Here is a 21,848-nt window from a genome sequence, read left to right on the forward strand (position 1 = left end):
TATATCCTGATTTAGTACCGGAGGCCCTCCCTTGACGGTTAGATCAAAAGAGGGCACGGTCCTTTTTAAATGAAATTGATTCTTACAGTTAAATTACTCTATTCCGACTTCTGCGCCTTCCAAATTGAGGCTCAGCTTGTCGCCTGACGTCTCATCCTCATCATCCAGTTCCTTCATTTCAATTTCCTGCTCGTCGCCGCTGAGGATCTTAACATCCATACCAAGCGACTGCAGTTCCTTGATGAGTACTTTGAACGATTCCGGAACACCTGGTTCTGGAACATTCTCACCTTTGACAATGGATTCGTACGTCTTGACACGGCCGACCACGTCATCGGACTTCACAGTTAAAATCTCTTGAAGTGTATATGCAGCACCGTAAGCTTCAAGCGCCCAAACTTCCATCTCCCCGAAACGCTGTCCACCGAACTGGGCTTTACCGCCGAGTGGCTGCTGTGTAACGAGAGAGTAAGGTCCTGTGGAACGGGCATGAATCTTATCGTCAACCATGTGCGCCAGTTTGATCATGTGCATAACGCCGACAGTAACTTCACGCTCGAAGCGTTCACCTGTACGGCCGTCATAAAGCACAGTCTTACCATTACGCTGCATGCCGGCTTCTTCCATCGTATCAAATACGTCGTTCTCACGCGCTCCATCAAATACTGGAGTAGCTACGTGAATACCGAGCTGCAGGGCAGCCATACCGATATGAACTTCGAGCACCTGGCCGATGTTCATACGGGAAGGAACGCCCAGAGGGTTCAGGACAACCTGTACCGGTGTACCATCAGGAAGGAATGGCATATCTTCTTCAGGCAGGATACGGGCAACGACACCCTTGTTACCGTGACGTCCGGCCATCTTGTCACCTTCAGAAATCTTACGTTTCTGAGCGATGTAGACACGAACCAGCTGATTTACACCCGGAGGCAGCTCATCGCCGTTCTCGCGTGTAAATACTTTAACGTCAACGATAATACCGTCACTACCATGAGGAACGCGCAGCGAAGTATCGCGCACTTCGCGGGCTTTCTCACCAAAGATAGCGTGCAGCAGGCGTTCTTCGGCAGTCAGTTCAGTTACACCCTTCGGAGTAACTTTACCTACCAGAATATCACCAGCGTTGATTTCCGCACCGATGCGGATGATGCCGCGCTCATCAAGATTGCGCAACGCTTCTTCACCGACATTCGGAATATCACGCGTAATCTCTTCAGGTCCCAGCTTGGTGTCACGAGCCTCGGATTCGTATTCCTCGATATGAATCGAAGTGTATACATCTTCCTTAACCAGTTTCTCACTCAGCAGGATCGCATCCTCGTAGTTGTAACCTTCCCAAGTCATGAACGCAACAACTACGTTGCGGCCAAGAGCAAGTTCGCCCATTTCCGTGGATGGTCCATCTGCCAGAATGTCGCCTTTCTTAACAATGTCGCCTCTTTTAGCCAGCGGACGTTGATTAATGCAGGTACCCTGGTTCGAACGCATAAATTTGTGTAATTTATATTTAACGATATCGCCTTTAACTTCCTTGCCTTCGACAGCTTCAACGCGGCGCAGCCAAATTTCGTTGGCCGACGAGCGTTCAATAATACCGTCATACTTGGAAACAATACACACGCCCGAATCCTTAGCGGATTTATGTTCCATTCCTGTGCCGACCAGCGGCGCTTTAGGAATTAGAAGCGGAACGGCCTGACGCTGCATGTTCGATCCCATCAGTGCGCGGTTGGAGTCATCGTTCTCAAGGAACGGAATGAGCGCCGTAGCGACCGATACAACCTGTTTCGGCGATACATCCATGTAATCCACGCGATTACTTGGCATTGTTGTAATGTTGTCTGAATCTTTGTTGTAACGAACGATAACCATGTCTTCTTTGAAGGAGCCCTCTTCGTCGATCAGTACGTTAGCCTGAGCAACTACATAGTTATCTTCTTCATCGGCAGTCAGGTAATCGATCTGCTCGGTCACCTTGCCAGTCTTCGGATCCACCCAACGGTACGGCGCTTCAATAAAGCCGTATTCATTGATGCGGGCAAAGGTGGACAAGGAGTTGATCAGCCCGATATTCGGACCTTCCGGCGTTTCAATTGGACACATACGGCCGTAGTGACTGTGATGGACGTCACGAACCTCAAAGCCCGCGCGTTCACGAGTCAGACCGCCGGGTCCGAGTGCCGATAGACGGCGTTTGTGCGTCAGTTCAGCCAGCGGGTTCGTCTGGTCCATAAATTGGGACAGCTGCGAACTACCGAAGAACTCTTTAATCGACGCGATAACCGGACGAATGTTGATCAAAGCCTGTGGCGTAATCGCATTAGCATCCTGAATCGACATTCTCTCACGCACTACGCGTTCCATACGGGACAACCCGATACGGAATTGGTTCTGCAGCAGTTCACCTACAGAACGCAAGCGACGGTTACCCAAGTGGTCGATATCATCGGTGTTGCCGATGCCGTGCAGCAAATTAATAAAGTAGCTGATTGAGGAGATAATATCAGCCTGAGTAATATGCTTCACTGATTTGTCGATATTGCCATTGGCAATCAGCTTGATAACCCGTCCTTCTTCAATCGGCGAGAACACGTCGATCGTTTGCAGAGGGATATCAATACTGTCCATAACCCCACCGCTTACACGGTAGTTTTTGGCAGCAACATTCTTCTCGAAATAAGGGATCAGCTCATCAAGCAGACGACGGTCAACCATTTGGCCGGATTCCGCCAGGATTTCACCTGTGGACTCATCAACCAGAGGTTGAGCCAAACGCTGATTGAACAGACGATTCTTAATGTGCAGCTTTTTGTTGATCTTATAGCGGCCTACATTGGCCAGATCATAGCGCTTCGGATCAAAGAAACGTGCAACCAAAAGGCTCTTGGCATTATCAAGTGTCGGCGGTTCGCCCGGACGCAGACGCTCGTAGATTTCGATAAGCGCCTTTTCCGTAGAGTCCGTGTTGTCTTTATCCAGCGTATTGCGAATATATTCATCATTGCCAAGCAGTTCCAGAATCTCGGCATCACTGCCGAACCCGAGAGCACGCAGAAGCACGGTAACCGGGATCTTACGAGTCCGGTCGATGCGGACATACATAATGTCCTTAGCGTCGGTCTCAAGTTCCAGCCAGGCTCCGCGGTTAGGAATTACTGTGGCGGTGTAGGTTTTTTTACCGTTCTTATCCACTTTTGTGCTGAAATAGACGCTTGGAGAGCGAACCAACTGGCTGACAATAACCCGTTCCGCACCATTGATAATAAAAGTGCCGGTCTCCGTCATCAGCGGGAAATCTCCCATGAACACTTCCTGCTCTTTGACCTCACCGGTCTCCTTATTAATGAGCCGTACTTTCACCCGCAGAGGAGCCGCATATGTTACGTCCCGCTCTTTAGCGTCGTCAACCGTATATTTCGGTTCACCCAGGCTGTAATCAATGAACTCAAGTACCAAATTCCCTGTGAAATCCTGGATCGGCGAGATGTCCTGGAACATTTCCCGCAATCCTTCCTCCAAAAACCAATCATAAGATTTTTGTTGGATCTCGATCAGGTTCGGGACCTCGAGTACCTCGTTAATTCTCGCATAGCTCCGCCGAGTGCGTCGACCATACTGAACAAGATGTCCTGCCAACTTTACTCACCCCTCATGTCTACTCACTTAAAAATTGATTGCGAACCCTTGTTTGGACCATTATAATGGAACCATAACACAAGGATTCAGCCACAAATAGAGAAAAGCCCTTATCGAAATCTTTCGAAAAAAGAGCGCATCTATCCATGACCAAAATACTCCTTATCCAGTAGATTTGCCCAAAACGTACGTATTATACGTCACCAAGCAACAGTTTATGCGCTATTATCTATTTCCCCGGCGACCTTCGCCGTGGCAGTAACATAGAGAACTGAATTCGCACAAACTTGCCGTACGGCATGCGCTTGCCGGGCGACAATATATTACTTGACATTTCAGCAAACTAAAGACATGGAGCCTAGCTTAATACTGACATTTTATAATAATACCACTATCTATATCACAAGTCAATGACTAATCAACTATTTTTTTGCGCCCTGATAATACGATAGCCTTTGTCTTTCCCCACTTCTTCCACAACCGGAAACAAGCTTTCGAGTTTGGCTGCCGCTGAAGGTGCCCCCTGTTTCTTCTGGATTACAATCCACAGACTTCCACCCTCATTCAAATGCTCATACGCCTCTTCAAAAATACGATGCACTACCGCTTTGCCGGCACGTATAGGAGGATTCGTAAGTATGACATCATACTTTTGTCCCTTTACTGCAGACAACACATCGCTTTCCATAACCGTAACATTGCGGATTCCATTATGCTGGGCATTCTCGCGAGCCAGTTCGACCGCACGGCTGTTAATATCAATCATCGTAACATGGCCGCCCGGGGTCAGAAACGCTGCACTAATGCCAATCGGTCCGTACCCGCAGCCTACGTCAAGCACTGCAGATCCATCTGGAATGTCCATAGCCTCAATTAGAACACGGCTGCCATGGTCGATATCTCCTTTGGAAAAAACACCGGCGTCGCTGGTAAACCGCAGGGTTTTCCCTCTCAGAACCGTGCTTAGGGTACGTCTGTCATGACGCGCTTCCGGCTGCTGCGAGTAATAATGCTGCGACATAAGATCCTCCCTTTCATTTTGTTCTTCCTATTGTATACAGCAACCCCCTTGAACAAGTTCAAGGGGGTTGCAAGAACCGGAAAGAGAAGATTCTCCCCGGGGCATTACCTTATTGAAGCGAATTACTTCACTTCTACAGCTGCGCCTGCTTCTTCCAATTTTGCTTTGGTAGCATCGGCTTCTTCTTTGCTTACTTTTTCTTTGATTGGTTTTGGAGCGTTGTCTACGAGGTCTTTAGCTTCTTTCAAGCCCAGGCCTGTGATTTCGCGAACGATTTTGATAACGTTGATTTTGGAAGCGCCAGCGCCTGTCAAAATTACGTCAAACTCGGATTGTTCTTCTGCTACTGCTGCTACTGCGCCGCCAGCTGCTACTGGAGCTGCTGCAGTTACGCCGAATTCTTCTTCGATTGCTTTAACCAGGTCGTTCAGTTCCAATACGCTCATGCCTTTAATTTCTTCCAAAATTGTTTCTTTGCTCATGATTGAACCTCCATTTTATATTTAAATTTATTTGTGGTATTGATTATGATGCTAGAGACAAAGGCTTACGCGCTTTGTTCTTCTTTCTCAGCGACTGCTTTAACTGCAAGCGCGAAGTTGCGCACTGGAGCTTGAAGCACGCTAAGCAGCATGGACAGCAAACCATCGCGGGATGGAAGCTCAGCCAGTGCTTTCAGTTGGTCAGCGTCGATAACTTTACCTTCTACAACGCCACCCTTCAGTTTCAGAGCGTCGTTCTTCTTAGCGAAGTCGTTCAAAATCTTGGCTGCTACTACCGCATCAGTTTCACTGAATGCTACTGCTGTAGGACCAGTCAGAACTGCGTCCAACTCAGTCAAATCAGACGCCGCAGTTGCACGACGCACCAAAGAGTTCTTCAGGACTTGAAAATCAACGCCAGCTTCACGAAGCTGCTTACGCAGTTCGGTCACTTGCGAAACGTTCAATCCACGGTAGTCCGCAACAACAGTGGAAACACTGTTCTGCAGTTTGCTTGTTACAACATCAACCGCTTCCTGTTTAGCTTGGATTACTTTTGCATTTGCCATTTGTATACACCTCCTGAAAATTTATGTGACGACGATTCTTCCGGAAAATTCTCGTCGTTCCTACGCAGGCATTAGAAAAGCCTCCGCAGATTCACGAAGGCTTGATAAAACGTAAGTTACACAGGCATGCACCCGGCACTTCTTGTTTCTATCACAACACCTCGGTAGGAAATTAAGCCCTACGGCACCTACTGTCTACGGTAAGCATATTCAAGTTGAAGAATGATCACCTTAAAGTTCACAACTGTTATAGATTATCAAAGATGACTCTAGGAGTCAACCCCTATTATCTGTAAGAAGTTGTATTTACACGAGCACTCGGTCCCATAGTAGACGAAATAGCAATGTTCTTCAGGTAAACACCTTTAGCAGCAGCCGGTTTCGCACGGTTCAGAGCGTCGATGAGGGATTTAAGGTTTTCGTTCAATTGTTCAGCATTAAAGGACACTTTGCCGATAGGCGCGTGAATTTGACCGGCTTTATCAAGACGGTATTCGATCTTACCGGCTTTGATTTCTTGCACAGCCTTGGTAACGTCGAAAGTAACTGTGCCAGCTTTAGGGTTAGGCATGAGGCCTTTACCACCGAGCAGACGACCCAGTTTACCAACTTCACTCATCATATCAGGTGTAGCTACGCAGACATCAAATTCAAACCAGCCCTGTTGGATCTTGTTGATCATATCCTGATCGCCTACAAAATCCGCGCCAGCAGCTTCTGCCTCTTTCGCTTTTTCACCTTTTGCAAATACAAGCACGCGTTGTGTTTTGCCTGTGCCGTGAGGCAGGACAACAACACCACGAACAGCTTGATCTTGTTTACGCGGGTCTACACCCAGACGAACTGCTGCTTCAACGGTTTCGTCGAATTTGGCAGTTGCCGCCTTTTTCACAAGCTCTACAGCTTCTGAAGGCTCGTAAGTTGCTTCGCTGTCGATCAGCTTAGCAGATTCCATGTATTTCTTACCATGTTTAGCCATGAAAATGTTCCTCCTTTGTGGTGTTAGCGGAAATTCCTCCCACATATTGCGGTCATGAATGACCGGTGCATCGAATACATATTAGTCTTCGATTGTGATACCCATACTGCGGGCAGTACCTTCAACCATACGCATTGCAGCTTCGATAGATGCAGCGTTCAGGTCGGGCATTTTTGTTTCAGCGATTTCACGAACCGCTGCGCGGCCGAGCTTCGCTACTTTTTTCTTGTTTGGTTCACCGGATCCTTTTTCTACTTTAGCAGCGATGCGAAGCAGAACGGCAGCCGGAGGAGTTTTAGTGATGAAGGTAAACGAACGGTCTTCAAATACTGTAATTTCAACCGGGATGATCAGGCCAGCCTGGTCGGCAGTACGAGCGTTGAATTCCTTACAGAATGCCATGATGTTGACACCTGCTTGACCTAACGCCGGACCTACTGGAGGCGCTGGATTCGCTTTCCCTGCAGGAATCTGCAGTTTCACCATTTTAATAACTTTTTTAGCCATGAGTGACACCTCCTTGCGTAAATAGTGGTATTCGAACGCTTAAAGCGTTCTCCCACAAGAAACCCTTGACACTGTTATATTTTCTCCACTTGAGTGAAATCCAACTCCAGCGGGGTTTCCCGTCCAAACATGTTAACATGCACTTTGATCTTGCTCTTGTCAGCCAAAATCTCTTCCACGGAGCCCACAAAATTCGCAAAGGGACCAACCATAATACGTACGGATTCCTTAATTTCGAAATCAATCTTCGCTTTAGGTTCAACCATGCCCATATGCTTCAGAATTTGTTCAACTTCTTCCGGAAGCAGAGCGGTAGGTTTGGATCCGGAACCTGTCGAACCAACAAATCCGGTAACGCCCGGCGTATTGCGGACAACATACCAAGAATCATCAGTCTGAACCATTTCGACCAAAACATAACCAGGGTAAACTTTACGCATGACAGTTTTTTTCTTGCCATCCTTGTTTACCAGTTCTTCTTCCATAGGAACAAGAACACGGAATATTTTGTCTTCCATGCCCATGGACTCAACGCGTTTTTCCAAATTGGCCTTAACCTTATTCTCATACCCGGAATAGGTATGAACAACATACCATCTTTTTTCCATACAAGCCACCTGGGACCTCTCTAAATAATCGTTTCGATCAGAGCGGAAATACCGATGTCCAGAACCCAGAAGTAAAGCGCCATAACTACAATTGTACCGAGAACGATCAATGAATAGTTTTTCAACTCTTTACGGCTAGGCCAGCGAACTTTTTTGAGCTCGCTCCAGCTCTCAGTGAAAAAGGAAAACAATGACTTGAAACTACGTTTCACGCCGACTACACCTCCAAAGACTATCTGGTTTCGCGATGAGGAGTTTGCTCGTTACAGAACTTGCAAAATTTCTTCATCTCCAAGCGGTCGGGGTGATTTCGCTTGTTTTTGGTTGTCGCATAGTTTCTTTGTTTGCAACTTGTACAAGCCAAAGTGATAATTACCCGCATGATATGCACCTCCCGAAGACGTACTTCTAATCTTATAATTAGAAGACGCAAATATTGATCCTAAAAAAAACCCGCGAATTTAGGCCTACCTAAAACACTTTAGCATAATGTCAAGCTCTGTGTCAACGAAAGAATTCCCCATCGCACTGGGTAATTTCGGGTAATGTAGCCGTGTTCCATTCATTGTCTTGCTCTTGTCTTTCCCAGCTGTTCGCTGCCTTGTGTAAGGTCGTCATGAATGACTTCACGGACGGAATTCCTCGATAGAACATCGATAGGCACTATTCTTACCATTATGGAGCAATCCGACTGTGAATAAACCTCTTTAGCAACGGCAATCAACTAAAATCCTGTCTTATCCATCAAAACTTGCATAAACACTAAAAAAAGACTCGATGACCGAGCCTTTCCTGTCCATTATATCATTAATTGTCACGCACTTCCAGATATCTTTCCAATTTACGTTTCACTCGCTGCAAAGCATTGTCAATCGACTTCACATGCCGCTTCAAATCTTCCGCAATCTCCTGATAGGACCTGCCGTCCAGATACAGCATCAGAACTTTGCGTTCGAGATCACTGAGGATCTCCGCCATCTTATCCTCCAGGCCGATAAATTCCTCCTGGTTAATAATCAGTTCTTCCGGATCCAGCACCTGGGTTCCGCAAATGACATCCATCAGCGTCCGGTCGGAATCTTCATCGTATATAGGCTTGTCCAAAGAGACATACGAATTAAGCGGTATATGCTTCTGGCGGGTAGCCGTCTTAATGGCAGTTATAATCTGACGGGTAATACAGAGTTCGGCAAAGGCCTTAAACGAAGACAGCTTATCGCCCTTGAAGTCACGAATTGCCTTATAAAGGCCAATCATGCCTTCCTGTACGATATCTTCACGATCCGCTCCAATCAGAAAATAAGAACGGGCCTTGGCACGTACGAAATTACGGTACTTGTTAATCAAGTGCTCCAATGCGCCACTGTCGCCACCACGGAAGATCTCGACAATTTCTTCATCACTTATGAAATCATACTCAGACAGCATTAATTCCTTGAGGTCGACACTCACCAAGAATCCCCCCGGCTGCAACGCAAGACACATCGTCACTTCTCGAAATATAGGATCAGTATATATTATGTTACCTTACACCGTCAACCGCATTTGTCCAAAAACAATCTTCTATAACAATTTTTGGTATTTAATCAAATGATTACGGGTTTCCGGATGCTTTCATTGCCGCCGCCAATCCTCCAGGCGTTTCCGCATCTCCGGTGGAAGTTTCTCTTCCAGGGAATGGCGCTGGGAGCTGATACCCTGCGGATCGATAGCTTTCTTAACCTGCTTTTGATTTTCTTCGATCTCCAGCCGCAGTTCTCTGGCAGAAATCCGCAACGCGCCTTGCGCAAAGATTACATGCTGCTCCACAAAATCGCTGGTTGCCACATAAATCTGCCGGCGGCGGTGAGCGAATTCTCCAACCAGCCGCTCAATGCATTCGTCCGCGGTTTCTTTTTCCTTAGTGAAAAAGACCTGTACCTTCCCCTGCACAAAGGAACGGCCAAGTCCCGGAACACGGTAAGCATCGAATACGGCAATGACGCGCCGCCCGGTGAATGCCTGATAATCGGCCAGCATATCCAGCAGCCGGTCGCGTGCTCCCTGCATGCCTGTCTCGGACAGTGCCGAAAGTTCCGGCCAGCCGCCGATCATGTTGTATCCATCCACAAGCAGCACATCGCGCCAGTCTGCCATAGCTATCCCTGTACTTGCCGGCGCCGCAATACCTCATACATAATGACGCCGGCCGCAACTGAGGCATTCAAAGAGTTGATCTTACCGGCCATTGGCAGCTTCAGCAGTACATCGCACTTTTCACGGATCAAGCGGCCCATTCCCTTGTTCTCATTGCCAATAACAACAGCTACCGGACCGGTGAAAATATCCGATTCATACAGGTTCTGATCCGTAGCAACATCTGTTCCGACCACCCAGACGCCCAGCTCCTTAAGCCGGTCTATAGTCTGGCCAAGATTGGTGACCCGTGCTACGGGAACATATTCTACAGCTCCGGCTGAGGTTTTGGACACAGTGGCCGTAATTTGCGCAGAGCGCCGTTTGGGCACAATCACCCCGTGTACGCCGGTGCAGTCAGCTGTCCGTAGAATGGAGCCCAAATTATGGGGATCTTCAATCTCATCCAACAGGATAAGAAAAGGCGGCTCCCCTTTGGCCTCGGCCGCAGCCAGAATATCGGCAACTTCCGCATAAGCGAACGGCGCAGCCTGAGCCACTACTCCCTGATGCTGCACTCCGGGTGCAAGCTGGTCCAGCTTCCGCTTGTCTACATGCTGGATCACAATCCCCGCTTTACGCGCTTCAGCAACGATCGGTGCAGTTAAATGCTTTTGCGCTGTTTCGGCGATCCAAATCTTGTTCAGTGTACGGCCGGCACGAAGCGCTTCAAGCACCGAATGCTTACCGGCCAGTATTTCTTCTTCTGTCTTTATTTCTTCTTCCATGTTCATGCCTCCTGTTCTATAAGTTTTATGGCCTCACTTGGGCCGGTTCATCATGTACTCTATACTACTGTGGACGAGTTCTTGTATTCTCTCCTGCTGCCCTGTGTAATACAGGTGCCCGATCAGGCATTCAAAAGCGGTGGCATGGCGGTATTCCAGCACATCCGCATTTTTGGGGATCGTCCCAGACTTAGCGTTCCGTCCTTGCCGGGCGACATCCTTCTCCTCATCCGTGAGCATCGGGTCAAGAAAGGCAAGAATGGTGCTTTGCGCCTTAGCCGAGACCAGTCCTGTTGCCGTGCGGTGCAAGTGATTCGGACGCAGATTCGGCAGCGAGATCAGATATTGGCGGACAGCCACTTCATAAATCGCGTCTCCCGCATAAGCGAGCACGATTGGCGAGAGCTGCCGGACCGGCTTGGAGGGTTCGTACGGGAACCAAGCGTTGTTCACATTGAACTCCCCGCTCATTTACGACGCCACCGCATTCCTTGTGGAGTGTCTTCAAGCAGGATGCCCAAACTGTTCAACTCGTCGCGGATTTCATCGGACCGTCCCCAGTTCTTATTCTTGCGCGCTTCTGCCCGCTCTGCGATCAGCCGCTCCACATCTTCACTTGCGACCTCTTCTTCAAGCTCGGGAGCAAGGCGCAGAACCGCATTCATCTCCGCAAAAGCCTTCAGCAGCGCCGCAAAATCCGCGGATTTCGCCTCGTTGTTCGCAAGCGTAAGATTCGCAAGGCTTACCCAGTCGAATACAGCAGTGATCGCATCCGGGGTATTGAAATCATCCTGCATTTTAGCATGGAAAGTCTCCAGTATATTCGTCAGGCGATCCACGGTCTCTGCGCTCGCTGCTTCCCCAGCCCCTTCAGGAGCAAGTTCCAGACGATGCTTCACATTACTCTCTGCCAGCGCGATCCGCTCGGCGCTTTTCTCGGCAGACAGCAGCGCTTCTTCCGAAAAGTTCAGCGGATTGCGGTAATGGGTGGAGAGCATGAAATAGCGGATCGTTCCGGCTTTGAAACGCTGGCGGATATCCTTAACCAGCAGCCCGTTGCCGAGCGATTTCGACATTTTCTCGTCTCCGATGTTGAGAAATCCGTTGTGCATCCAATAGTTCGACAGCGGCTTGCCGGTCAGCACTTCCGTTTGTGCGCATTCGCATTCATGATGCGGGAACTGTAGATCCTGCCCCCCGCCGTGGATATCAATAGTATCGCCCAAATATTCACGGACCATGGCCGAGCACTCGATATGCCAGCCGGGACGTCCATTCCCCCAAGGACTATGCCAATGGATTTCCCCCGGTTTGGCCGCTTTCCACAGCACAAAATCCTCGGGCTTCTCCTTGCGCGAGTCTACTTCCACACGAATGCCGAATTGCAGTTCCTCGAGATTCTGGCGGGACAGCTTGCCGTAATCGGCAAATTTGCCCGTGCGGTAATACACATCGCCGCCGTTCTCATAAGCATAACCTTTGTCTTCAAGCTCCTTGATGAGCTCAATGATCAGATCCATACTTTGTGTAACCCGCGGATTCATCGTTGCCGGCTTTACGCCCAGACCGGCAAGATCTTCACCGTAGGCAGCGATAAAAATTTCAGCGACTTCAGCTACTGTAGTATTCATTTCCTCCGCTTTGCGGATCAGCTTGTCATCGACATCGGTGAAATTGGTAATATATCGCACCTCATTGCCGATTGCCTCTAAATAATTGCGGACCGTATCAAAAACGATAACAGGTCTGGCATTTCCGATATGCATATAGCCGTAGACGGTTGGTCCGCATACGTACATTTTTACCTCGCCTGATTTCAGAGGCACAAACTGCTCCTTGCTGCGACTCATTGTGTTGTAGATTTGCAAAGCCATGCTGTTCCCAATCCTTTCTGATGTTCCGGCATTCACTGGAATACCGGGATGCTTAAATTTCATAGTCCCCTATATATTGCTGGCTCTCCAGCCGCCGCTGCTCGGCTTTCTGCTTATCCTCGTTCCCGAGCTGTTCCCGGATTTCCTCAATCTCCTTCTGCAGGAAACGCAGGGAATCTACCAGCGGATCCGGCATCTTGGTATGGTCGAGACGGTCGGATACCCGTTCCCCGTTGCGCTTGACTACTCGGCCGGGATTGCCTACCACAGTGCTGTTATTGGGCACTTCACGCAGTACGACTGCGTTGGAGCCGATATTGGAATTATCGCCGATCCGGAACGATCCCAGTACTTTCGCACCGGAACCAATTACAACATTATTGCCGACAGTAGGATGGCGTTTCCCTTTTTCTTTACCGGTCCCCCCAAGCGTAACCCCTTGATAGATAATAACATCATCACCGATTTCACAAGTTTCGCCAATGACTATCCCCATGCCATGGTCGATAAACAACCGATCCCCGATACGGGCGCCGGGATGAATTTCGACACCGGTCATAAACCTGCTGATCTGTGAAACGATGCGCGCCAGCGTAAACCAGCGCCGTTTGTAAAAAGAGTGGGCCATCCGATGACCCCAAATGGCGTGAAGTCCGGCATAAGTGAAGACAACCTCGAATCTGCTGCGGGCTGCGGGATCGTTGTCGAATACTGCCCGAATGTCCGACTTGATATGCTTAAACATCACGGTTCCCCTCTTCTTGGCTTCCCCGCCTCCTGTTTACAGGTACGCATAAGGAAGGTATTGGCGCAGCCCACTATCTATCTCTCTACACGTTTGTCGCGGGCTTAGGCTTGGTCAGAAATCCATCTTTATGTCCAAAGAATCTGCTCTCCTATTTCAACAAAAAACGCCTCTGCAGCTTAAAGCTGCAGAGGCGTGTAACCGCGGTTCCACTCTGCTTGGATGATTGCATATTGCCCAGCCCAACATTCTGGCCTCTGGATGCAACATCCCTCTTGCGTCGTTAACGGCAACGTTCCCGGCACAGTCTAACGTCCCTCAAGGGAACGCTCAACCCTGCAGCTCACAGGCGCATGTTCAGCGGCGGACAAATGAATAACTTCCAGCCTCTTAAGGAAGTTCCTTACGAGGTTATTCTCTCTGGCAATTGTCCTTATGCGCGTACTTTTCCTGATCACAGCTATTACAATATTCTTCTATCTTAGCGAAAAGATAAGGGACTGACAAGAGGTTTGCCCCCAGGCCATCAAAGCTTAGGCCCCTTTGATTTGTGATTTCAAACGTTCAATGACACGGTTCCGGCCCAGCAGGGCAATCGTCACATTCAGATCACGGCCATGAGTCTGGCCGGTCAAAGCGACACGGATTGGCATAAACAGCGCTTTTCCTTTGTGGCCCGTCTCTTTCTGCACTTCTTTAATCAGAACAGCCATATTGCTGGCAGTGAAATCTTCAGCACCTTCCACCTTGGCCAGAAAAGCGGAGAGAACTTCAGAAACCTGGCTCTCAGCCAGAATCTGAGCCGCTTCCGTTTCGAGCTCCACATGGCTGCGGAAGAACATTTCGGACAGCCCGACAATATCCGATGCAGCCGTCAGCTGCTCCTGATACAGTGCAACAAGTGTTTCCGCCCAGGTCTGCTGTTCGTCATTAAGCTGAGCCGGCAGTCTTCCCGCCTTTTGCAGATGAGGAATGGCCAGTGCTGCAATCCGCTTTGGATCCGCATGCTTAATGTAGTGATTGTTCAAATGAGCCAGCTTGTTCGTGTCGAACACAGCGGGACTCTTGGACAGGCGCTCAGCGGTAAAGATCGAGATCAGCTCTTCTTTATTAAAGATTTCCTCTTCACCTTCCGGAGACCAGCCAAGCAAGGAGATGAAGTTAAAGAGCGCTTCCGGCAGATAGCCGAGCTGATCATACTGCTCGATGAATTGAATAATGGATTCGTTCCGTTTGCTCAGCTTCTTGTGGTCATCACCGACAATCAGCGTCATATGGCCAAAGAGCGGCGGTTCCCAGCCAAGTGATTCATAAATCATCAGCTGGCGCGGCGTATTGGAAATATGGTCTTCCCCGCGCAGCACGTGGGAGATTTCCATCAGATGATCATCTATCGCTACAGCAAAGTTATAGGTCGGAATTCCGTCCTTCTTCACGATTACAAAATCGCCCATTTCTTTAGTAGTAAAAGAAATGCTGCCTTTTACGATGTCCTCAAAGGTATATGTGCGATCTTCCGGCACCCGGAAGCGGATGCTGGCAATACGTCCTTCCGCTTCAAACGCGAGGCGTTGTTCCTCTGTCAAATCGCGGTGCTTGCCGGAATAACGCGGAGTTTCGCCGCGGGCCGTCTGTTCCTCACGTTCCGCTTCCAGCTCCTCTTCGGTGCAATAGCAGCGGTAAGCCAGACCGCGGTCCAGCAAATCCTGCCAGTAGATACGATACAAATCAAGGCGTTCAGTCTGGCGGTAAGGGCCGTATTCTCCGCCAACGTCGACGCTCTCGTCCCAGTCTACTCCCAGCCATTTCAAATATTTCAGCTGGCTTTCTTCCCCGCCGGCGACATTGCGCTTTACATCCGTATCTTCGATCCGGATAATGAATTTCCCGCCCAGATTACGGGCAAATAAATAATTAAACAGTGCTGTTCTGGCATTTCCGATATGTAAATGTCCCGTAGGGCTCGGTGCGTAACGCACCCGGACTTGATCCGCCATAGTATTCCCTCCGCTTCATAATGGTTAAAATTAGGTCACTTGCAGCCATCTCAAGATGATATCACATCTTGGAGCAGGCAGACAATAGATTGTGCCGCAATTCCTTCGCCGCGTCCGGCAAAACCGAGCTGTTCGGTAGTGGTCGCTTTTACATTCACTTTCGAGGTTTCCGCTCCCAGCGCGCGGGCAATGATCTCAGTCATCTGCGGGATGTACGGAGCCATCTTTGGCTTCTGGGCAATAATGGTTGAGTCGATATTGCCGAGCTTATAGCCACGCTCACGGGCAAGACTCCATACCTGCTCCAGCAGCTTCAGGCTATCCGCATCCTTGAAGGCCGGATCGGTGTCGGGAAAATGCCTGCCGATATCGCCAAGCCCAAGCGCCCCCAGAATAGCATCACTTACCGCGTGCAGCAGCACATCCGCATCGGAGTGCCCCAGCAGCCCTTTTTCATAAGGAATGGTGACTCCGCCAATAATACACGGTCTTCCCTCTACCAGCTGGTGTACATCAAAACCTTGTCCTACAGCTATCATGCTTAACCCTCTCCCCTGTTTCTTTCTGTAAATTCGGCAAAATCGAGGTCTTCCGGCGTTGTGATCTTTATGTTCCTGTAGCTTCCCTCCACCACAGATACCGGAATCCCGCTGCGCTCGGCCAGGCTGGAGTCATCGGTGCCAATAAATCCTTCCCGCTCCGCCGCGGCATACGCCGCAAGCAAATCAGACAGACGAAAAGTCTGCGGGGTCTGAATCGCCCACAGACTTCGCCGATCCGGCGTAGACAGCACCTTGCCATTACCGTCCACCTGCTTGATCGTATCCTTTACCGGCACTGCAAGTACAGACGCGCCGACCGCTCTGGCCCGTTCGTAGCAAGCATCAATCTCACTCTCCTGCACGAATGGACGTACACCGTCATGCACCATGACCCAGTTGGTGTCCAGCTGCTTTAGCCCCAAATGTACGGAGTGCTGACGTTCGGAGCCTCCGGGAACGACAGCCTTCACTTTATCCAGCTTATAGGCCTCTACCCATTCCCGGCAGCGTTCTATGTCCTCCTGGCCAGTGACCAGTACAATTTCAGAGATAAGCTCATGCTGCTGGAACACCTCCAGCGTATGCACGATAATGGGTTTGCCTTGAAGCAGCAAATATTGCTTGCTCTCGGCGGTCCCCATCCGTGTTCCTCTGCCTGCCGCCACAATCACGGCGCCCACACTGTTCGACATTCTTTTTGCTCCTGTCTTTCACGTATATCCCCATCATAACGTGTTTGGCGGTCATTTCCAACCCAAAAGACATTTTGCGATATGGCTTCTTGCTTATTGCGCTTTTTCCAGCAGCTTCGGTTTGGCGAAAATCATTCTGCCGGCTGAGGTCTGCAGCACGCTTGTAACCAAAACCTCCATTGTCGTGCCGATGTACTCACGTCCGCCTTCAACGACAATCATTGTTCCATCATCGAGATAGGCTACCCCTTGTCCATGCTCCTTGCCGTCTTTAATGACCTGTACGATAATCTCCTCTCCCGGCAGAACAACCGGTTTTACCGCATTTGCCAGATCGTTGATATTAAGTACGGAAACCCCCTGCAGCTCACAGACCTTATTGAGATTGAAATCATTGGTTACCACCTTGCCGCGCAGCACTTTGGCGAGCTTGACCAGCTTGCTGTCCACCTCGGAGATCTCTTCGAAATCGCCTTCGTAAATCAGTACCTTCACATCCAGTTCTTTCTGGATCTTATTGAGAATATCTAGACCGCGCCGGCCACGGTTGCGTTTCAGCAGATCGGAGGAATCGGCGATGTGCTGAAGCTCTTCCAGAACAAACTCAGGGATGACAATCGTCCCCTCGATAAATCCCGTTTTGCAGATGTCGGCAATCCGCCCGTCAATAATGACGCTGGTATCGAGAATTTTATGCTCCTCCAGTCCGCGGCCCTCCGGTTCAGCCGATTGTCCAAAGCGCCCGGTTGTCCAAAGCGAGGCCAGCTCCTCTTTCTTCTCCAGACCGATCCGCAGCCCCATATAACCCAGAGCTAGCGTGGCAGCCACCTGCACCAGCTCACCTGCCTTCCCCAGCCAGTCCATGGCCGGATGGAGCAGCAGGGACAACAACAGCCCTCCCGTAAGTCCTGCGGCACCTGCGGCCAATTCATTCATCGGAATTCGCGAGCAGTACAGCACCGCCTCACGCAGCTTTGAACCTGCCCACTCCGCGCATAAAGTCCCCGCAAACAAAAAAATAATGGCACCCAGCACCGTAAATAAAATGCTTCCTTCCACAGGCAGATTTTCCCCCAGCTTTCCCATTCCCTCCGGGAACCCTTTTTCTGCCGTATGGTATAGCGAAAAACCGGACCAGGCTCCGCATAACCCGGCAAGCGTCAACATCACTTTTTTCCACATAACCTTAAGCACCTCCTTTTATTCATCCTAAAATGATCTATACCTCACCAGTATGTTCCAATTTTCAGGACGGTAATCGGGGGTTGCTTATTTTTTCTCATACTTTTACCTTACCGCTTCTGTAAAGATTCCCAGGAACTCCTATTCCCGTTGAAAACAGGGGGGCCCTGGCATATAATGAACTCAATTACGAACCCAGGGGTGAATGAAAAATGAGCGCACCAAGTTTACAGGCCTTTCAGGATCAAGTCTCCGAACTGCTGCTCCGTCACCGTAGTCTTCTGGATGTAATGTCCAAGAACGGGCAGAGCAGCGCATCCGTCAACCGTGCCGTTGTCAAGGCCATTACCGAATGCGGCTGTATTCAGCTGCATGCCACCAAACAGGTGTTCGAGCCCGCTTTGGGACTTGAACAAGCCAAGGAACTCGCAGGAACTCATCTTGAGGGCCAACTGTGCGAGAACTGCCGTGAAGTTGTCGCTTCCGAGCTGGGGCGGGAATTGTTCTATATGTCCGCACTGTGCAATCTGCTTGACATTAATATGGACGAGGTTGTGGTGAAGGAATCGCAGAAATGCGCTACGCTCGGTTTGTTCAACCTATCCTAATCATGACTGCAGACGCTCTTGTATGCTTTCTTCATACGTTCAGCCGAAAAAGGCTTTGCCGTCCACTGAGGTCAGGGAGGGCAAAGCCTTTTTCGGTATATATAAAGGAATGATTATCTAGAGGAATAACTTGCAGGCTACCCGTTCTTGGAGTGATAGATCTTGTCTTCCGAACGTCTTCTGCGGCGGTGACGGCGACGTGCCGTGAGCCGGTCAATATTATGCTTAAATCCGTACAAAGCATACAGCGCGAGCAGTCCAAAGATCATCTTGGCAATCTGCTCCGGGAACACAACTGCTACTGCTACCGCCACAATAATCACTAACGGCGCACCAACGACCGCTTTTTTGGGCAGTCCGATCTTCTTGAAGTTAGGGTATTTGACTGTGCTGACCATCAGATAAGATAAGAGCAAAGTGGCAACAATCATGAATGGAGCGGAAACATCTTTATGAAAAAGGGCCAGTGTGGCGAGCACGCCACCTGCAGCAGGAATAGGCAAACCGACAAAATATCCGGGGATTCCCGGGCGGACATTAAAACGGGCCAACCGCAGCGCCCCGAATACCGGGAATATTGCTGTTACAGTCCAGCCGAGCGCAGAACTCAAATCCTGCAGGCTTGTAAGATACATAATTAGCGCAGGTGCCACACCAAAGGATACGACATCGGATAGGGAATCCAGCTCTTTGCCAAATTCGCTCTCGCAGCCCAGCGCCCGCGCTACACGGCCATCTAGTCCGTCAAGCAGCATAGCGATAATCACCATGATAGCGGCCATGCTAAGCTTGCCGTCAAACGCCATCATGATACCAAACATTCCAAGCATCAGGTTACCAATGGTAAAAAGACTCGGAATTGATTTTTGTATCATTTCTTCACCTCTATTTTATTACTTTGAGCCTAACTTCTTCAATATTACGTGATTGTATGTTATTTACATTTGCCTGTCAATAAGAACTTGTTTCTGCAGGCGTTTAAGTCCGTCTTGGATATTTCGTGCCCGAACCTCTCCGATTCCATCCACCTCATCGAGTTCCGCGATGCTCGCGGTCATCAGATTCGGCAGCATTTCGAAGCGCTCCACCAGATTGTGGATGATCACATTCGGCAGGCGTGGAATCTTATTAAGCAGCCGGTACCCGCGCGGAGTAACGACTTCCTCGGAGGCAATCGCTGTAGAGGAATAACCAAGCAGACGGGCAATATGATTGTCATCCATCAGTTCATCGTCGCTGGAACGTTTGAGTCCGGCAATAATTTCGCGGATTTTGTCCTCCTGTTCCTCTCTTGCATAGTCTCTGTACAGAAGCCATGCTTCTTCCTCTGTATTTCCAACCAGTTCTTCCATCTGCATGCTGATCAAGCGCCCTTCGTTACCGAGTTCGTTGATATAGCGCTTGATTTCCATTTTAATGCGCAGTACCATCTCCACCCGCTGGATCACCCCGACAACTTCAGCCACGGTAACGATGCCTTCATATTCAGAAGCGGAAAGGTTCGTTAAACCCTGGGTAAGTACTGCTTTGTACTTCTCCAGGGTTTGTATGGCCTGGTTGGCCTTGGCGAGAATTGCCCCAATCTCCTTAAGCGCATAACGAATGGAACCTTGATACAAGGTAATGATGTTGCGCCGCTGGGAAATGGATACCACCAGCTTGCCCGTCTGCTTGGCGACACGCTCTGCAGTGCGGTGGCGGATCCCTGTCTCAATGGATGAGATGGAGGAATCGGGAATGAGCTGCGTATTTGCGTACAGTATCCGTTTCAAATCCTCGCTCAGAATAATGGCTCCGTCCATTTTAGCTAATTCATATAAATAATTGGGTGAAAAATCGCAGTTAATGGAGAATCCCCCATCGACAACTTCCATCACCTCCGGGCTGTATCCGACAACAATCAAAGCTCCTGTCTTTGCACGCAGCACATTCTCCAGACCTTCCCGGAAGGGAGTCCCGGGTGCCGCCATCCTCAGCAGATCATTCATATTATCTAATTGATTATATTCTTTCATCTTCCTATGCCCCCTAATCTAACGCGACCGATAGTGCATCTGCTACGGTACTGACGCCAATAATCTGGATATCCTGCGGATGTTTCCAGCCTTTCATGCTCTTCTCTGGCATAATCACTCTCCGGAAGCCAAGTTTAGACGCTTCCTTCACCCGCATTTCCGCGCGTGAGACCCCCCTGACCTCACCGGTGAGACCGACTTCACCAAAGAAGACATCATAAGGCTTGGTTGATATATCGCGGAAGCTGGAAGCTATGCTGATAGCTACAGCCAAATCTACTGCCGGTTCATCCAGCTTTACCCCACCGGCAACGTTCAGATAAGCATCCTGGTTCTGCAGGAACATCCCCATCCGCTTCTCCAGCACCGCAATAATAAGCGCCATCCGCTGGTGGTCCATACCTGTGCACATCCGGCGGGGGGAAGGGAAATGAGTTGCAGCGACAAGTGCCTGAAGCTCAACAAGCACCGGTCTGGTTCCTTCCATACTCGCCACTACTGCTGAACCCGCTACACCTAGCGGACGTTCGGACAAGAACAGCTCGGAGGGATTCTCCACTTCTGTAAGCCCGATCTCCCCCATCTCAAAGATACCGATCTCATTGGTTGAACCGAAGCGGTTTTTGACTGCCCGGAGCAACCGGTACGTATGATGCCGCTCTCCTTCAAAATAGAGCACGCAATCCACCATATGCTCCAGCATTCGGGGCCCGGCAATCGCGCCTTCCTTGGTGACATGACCAACAAGTACTGTTGCGATCCCGCGGATTTTGGCGATACGCATAAATCTTGTCGTACATTCCCGAACCTGTGTCACGCTGCCAGGTGCACTGGTTACTTCCGGCATGAATACCGTCTGGATGGAGTCAATGACGAGGAACTGAGGTTTGATCTGTTCAATGGCTTCCTCGATGCTTTCCATATTCGTTTCGCATAGTACATACAGCTCTGCCGACAACGCCCCGAGGCGATCGGCACGGAGTTTCGTCTGCCGAACCGATTCTTCTCCCGAGATGTACAGTACTCGTAAACCTTGAGTAGTCAATGCATGCGAGGTCTGCAGCAGCAGGGTTGATTTCCCGATGCCGGGGTCGCCTCCAACCAGCACCAGCGAACCCGGCACAATACCTCCGCCGAGAACCCGGTTAAGCTCACCGATGCCTGTCAATATACGGGGCTCTTTGTCACTTTCTATATTTATGATCGATTGCGCCTTTTCTTTACTCTGAAAAATAGGTGCATTCATTCCTTGTGTTTTGACTACGCTTTCGGTCTCCTCAACCATGGAGTTCCATGCCTGGCAGCCCGGGCATTTGCCGAACCACTTCGGCGATTCGTAGCCGCATTCGGTGCAGAAAAATTTAGTTTTTGGTTTAGCCATGTGTACTCCTTACCGTCCGAACTGCTTAAATTGCGGATAATTTTCTCTTATTCAAAGTTTACCATTTCTGCACCTTGAACGAAAGGTCAGTTGAGAGCTACTTT

Annotated in this window: 23 protein-coding genes and 1 other annotated feature; of the genes, 1 reads left to right on the plus strand and 22 read right to left on the minus strand. The window is 49.6% G+C overall.

Features of this window, described 5'->3' with window-relative positions:
• Positions 1-93 precede the first annotated feature (93 nt).
• The 19 genes from rpoB to H70357_RS30875 all read right to left on the minus strand — a co-directional run bounded on the left by rpoB (position 94) and on the right by H70357_RS30875 (position 17,740).
• Complete coding sequence (rpoB, locus tag H70357_RS30790) at positions 94-3,639, minus strand: DNA-directed RNA polymerase subunit beta (RefSeq protein ID WP_038597100.1); 3,546 nt, start codon at positions 3,637-3,639, stop codon at positions 94-96.
• Between the two features lie 418 nt (positions 3,640-4,057).
• Positions 4,058-4,660, minus strand: a complete 603-nt coding sequence (locus H70357_RS30795) for a class I SAM-dependent methyltransferase (RefSeq protein WP_038597103.1) — start codon at positions 4,658-4,660, stop codon at positions 4,058-4,060.
• Positions 4,661-4,782: 122 nt separating this feature from the next.
• Positions 4,783-5,142: a 50S ribosomal protein L7/L12 gene (gene rplL / locus H70357_RS30800; RefSeq protein WP_038597106.1), complete on the minus strand. Its 360-nt coding sequence runs from the start codon at positions 5,140-5,142 to the stop codon at positions 4,783-4,785.
• A gap of 65 nt (positions 5,143-5,207) precedes the next feature.
• Entirely contained in the window at positions 5,208-5,711 is a 504-nt protein-coding gene (rplJ, locus tag H70357_RS30805; RefSeq protein WP_038597109.1) for a 50S ribosomal protein L10, read from the minus strand.
• Between the two features lie 64 nt (positions 5,712-5,775).
• Positions 5,776-5,930: a sequence feature (ribosomal protein L10 leader region), on the minus strand.
• A gap of 67 nt (positions 5,931-5,997) precedes the next feature.
• Positions 5,998-6,690 (minus strand): 50S ribosomal protein L1, encoded by a 693-nt coding sequence (rplA, locus tag H70357_RS30810; protein ID WP_038597112.1) that lies wholly within the window; start codon positions 6,688-6,690, stop codon positions 5,998-6,000.
• Positions 6,691-6,771: 81 nt separating this feature from the next.
• Positions 6,772-7,197 carry a 50S ribosomal protein L11 gene (gene rplK / locus H70357_RS30815; protein WP_020427083.1) on the minus strand — a complete coding sequence of 142 codons (426 nt, stop codon included), beginning with the start codon at positions 7,195-7,197 and terminating at the stop codon, positions 6,772-6,774.
• Positions 7,198-7,271: 74 nt separating this feature from the next.
• Positions 7,272-7,805 carry a transcription termination/antitermination protein NusG gene (gene nusG, locus H70357_RS30820; protein WP_020427084.1) on the minus strand — a complete coding sequence of 178 codons (534 nt, stop codon included), beginning with the start codon at positions 7,803-7,805 and terminating at the stop codon, positions 7,272-7,274.
• 20 nt (positions 7,806-7,825) lie between these two features.
• Positions 7,826-8,017, minus strand: coding sequence for a preprotein translocase subunit SecE (secE, locus tag H70357_RS30825; RefSeq protein ID WP_038597114.1), 192 nt, complete (start codon positions 8,015-8,017; stop codon positions 7,826-7,828).
• 20 nt (positions 8,018-8,037) lie between these two features.
• Positions 8,038-8,187, minus strand: a complete 150-nt coding sequence (gene rpmG / locus H70357_RS35555) for a 50S ribosomal protein L33 (protein ID WP_074086515.1) — start codon at positions 8,185-8,187, stop codon at positions 8,038-8,040.
• Between the two features lie 425 nt (positions 8,188-8,612).
• Positions 8,613-9,257 carry an RNA polymerase sporulation sigma factor SigH gene (gene sigH / locus H70357_RS30830; protein ID WP_020427086.1) on the minus strand — a complete coding sequence of 215 codons (645 nt, stop codon included), beginning with the start codon at positions 9,255-9,257 and terminating at the stop codon, positions 8,613-8,615.
• A gap of 162 nt (positions 9,258-9,419) precedes the next feature.
• Positions 9,420-9,941, minus strand: a complete 522-nt coding sequence (locus H70357_RS30835) for an NYN domain-containing protein (RefSeq protein WP_038597117.1) — start codon at positions 9,939-9,941, stop codon at positions 9,420-9,422.
• A gap of 2 nt (positions 9,942-9,943) precedes the next feature.
• The gene (rlmB, locus tag H70357_RS30840; protein ID WP_038597120.1) at positions 9,944-10,708 is read right to left on the minus strand and encodes a 23S rRNA (guanosine(2251)-2'-O)-methyltransferase RlmB; all 765 of its coding nucleotides are present in this window, start codon (positions 10,706-10,708) and stop codon (positions 9,944-9,946) included.
• Positions 10,709-10,741: 33 nt separating this feature from the next.
• Positions 10,742-11,179, minus strand: a complete 438-nt coding sequence (locus tag H70357_RS30845; RefSeq protein WP_038597122.1) for a Mini-ribonuclease 3 — start codon at positions 11,177-11,179, stop codon at positions 10,742-10,744.
• Positions 11,176-12,582, minus strand: coding sequence for a cysteine--tRNA ligase (gene cysS, locus H70357_RS30850; RefSeq protein WP_038600927.1), 1,407 nt, complete (start codon positions 12,580-12,582; stop codon positions 11,176-11,178). Before cysS ends, H70357_RS30845 begins: the two co-directional genes overlap by 4 nt.
• 52 nt (positions 12,583-12,634) lie before the next feature.
• A complete protein-coding gene (gene cysE, locus H70357_RS30855; protein WP_038597125.1) occupies positions 12,635-13,327 on the minus strand; it encodes a serine O-acetyltransferase in 693 nt (230 codons plus the stop codon).
• A 533-nt stretch (positions 13,328-13,860) separates the two neighbouring features.
• Positions 13,861-15,324 carry a glutamate--tRNA ligase gene (gltX, locus tag H70357_RS30860; protein WP_038597127.1) on the minus strand — a complete coding sequence of 488 codons (1,464 nt, stop codon included), beginning with the start codon at positions 15,322-15,324 and terminating at the stop codon, positions 13,861-13,863.
• A 50-nt stretch (positions 15,325-15,374) separates the two neighbouring features.
• Complete coding sequence (ispF, locus tag H70357_RS30865; protein WP_038597129.1) at positions 15,375-15,863, minus strand: 2-C-methyl-D-erythritol 2,4-cyclodiphosphate synthase; 489 nt, start codon at positions 15,861-15,863, stop codon at positions 15,375-15,377.
• 2 nt (positions 15,864-15,865) lie between these two features.
• Positions 15,866-16,558 (minus strand): 2-C-methyl-D-erythritol 4-phosphate cytidylyltransferase, encoded by a 693-nt coding sequence (gene ispD / locus H70357_RS30870; protein ID WP_038597131.1) that lies wholly within the window; start codon positions 16,556-16,558, stop codon positions 15,866-15,868.
• Between the two features lie 93 nt (positions 16,559-16,651).
• Complete coding sequence (locus H70357_RS30875) at positions 16,652-17,740, minus strand: PIN/TRAM domain-containing protein (RefSeq protein ID WP_038597133.1); 1,089 nt, start codon at positions 17,738-17,740, stop codon at positions 16,652-16,654.
• Positions 17,741-17,952: 212 nt separating this feature from the next.
• Here H70357_RS30875 and H70357_RS30880 point away from each other — a divergent pair, with 212 nt between their 5' ends.
• Positions 17,953-18,348, plus strand: coding sequence for a nucleoside triphosphate pyrophosphohydrolase family protein (locus H70357_RS30880; RefSeq protein WP_038597135.1), 396 nt, complete (start codon positions 17,953-17,955; stop codon positions 18,346-18,348).
• Positions 18,349-18,485: 137 nt separating this feature from the next.
• Here H70357_RS30880 and pssA read toward each other — a convergent pair whose 3' ends face one another.
• The 3 genes from pssA to radA form a co-directional block, all read right to left on the minus strand.
• On the minus strand, positions 18,486-19,223 hold the full coding sequence (pssA, locus tag H70357_RS30885; protein ID WP_038597137.1) for a CDP-diacylglycerol--serine O-phosphatidyltransferase: 738 nt from the start codon (positions 19,221-19,223) through the stop codon (positions 18,486-18,488).
• A 63-nt stretch (positions 19,224-19,286) separates the two neighbouring features.
• Positions 19,287-20,363 carry a DNA integrity scanning diadenylate cyclase DisA gene (gene disA, locus H70357_RS30890; RefSeq protein WP_038597139.1) on the minus strand — a complete coding sequence of 359 codons (1,077 nt, stop codon included), beginning with the start codon at positions 20,361-20,363 and terminating at the stop codon, positions 19,287-19,289.
• Positions 20,364-20,376: 13 nt separating this feature from the next.
• The gene (gene radA / locus H70357_RS30895; protein ID WP_038597143.1) at positions 20,377-21,744 is read right to left on the minus strand and encodes a DNA repair protein RadA; all 1,368 of its coding nucleotides are present in this window, start codon (positions 21,742-21,744) and stop codon (positions 20,377-20,379) included.
• Positions 21,745-21,848 lie beyond the last annotated feature (104 nt).

This window comes from Paenibacillus sp. FSL H7-0357 (assembly GCF_000758525.1).
GTDB lineage: Bacteria > Bacillota > Bacilli > Paenibacillales > Paenibacillaceae > Paenibacillus_AQ.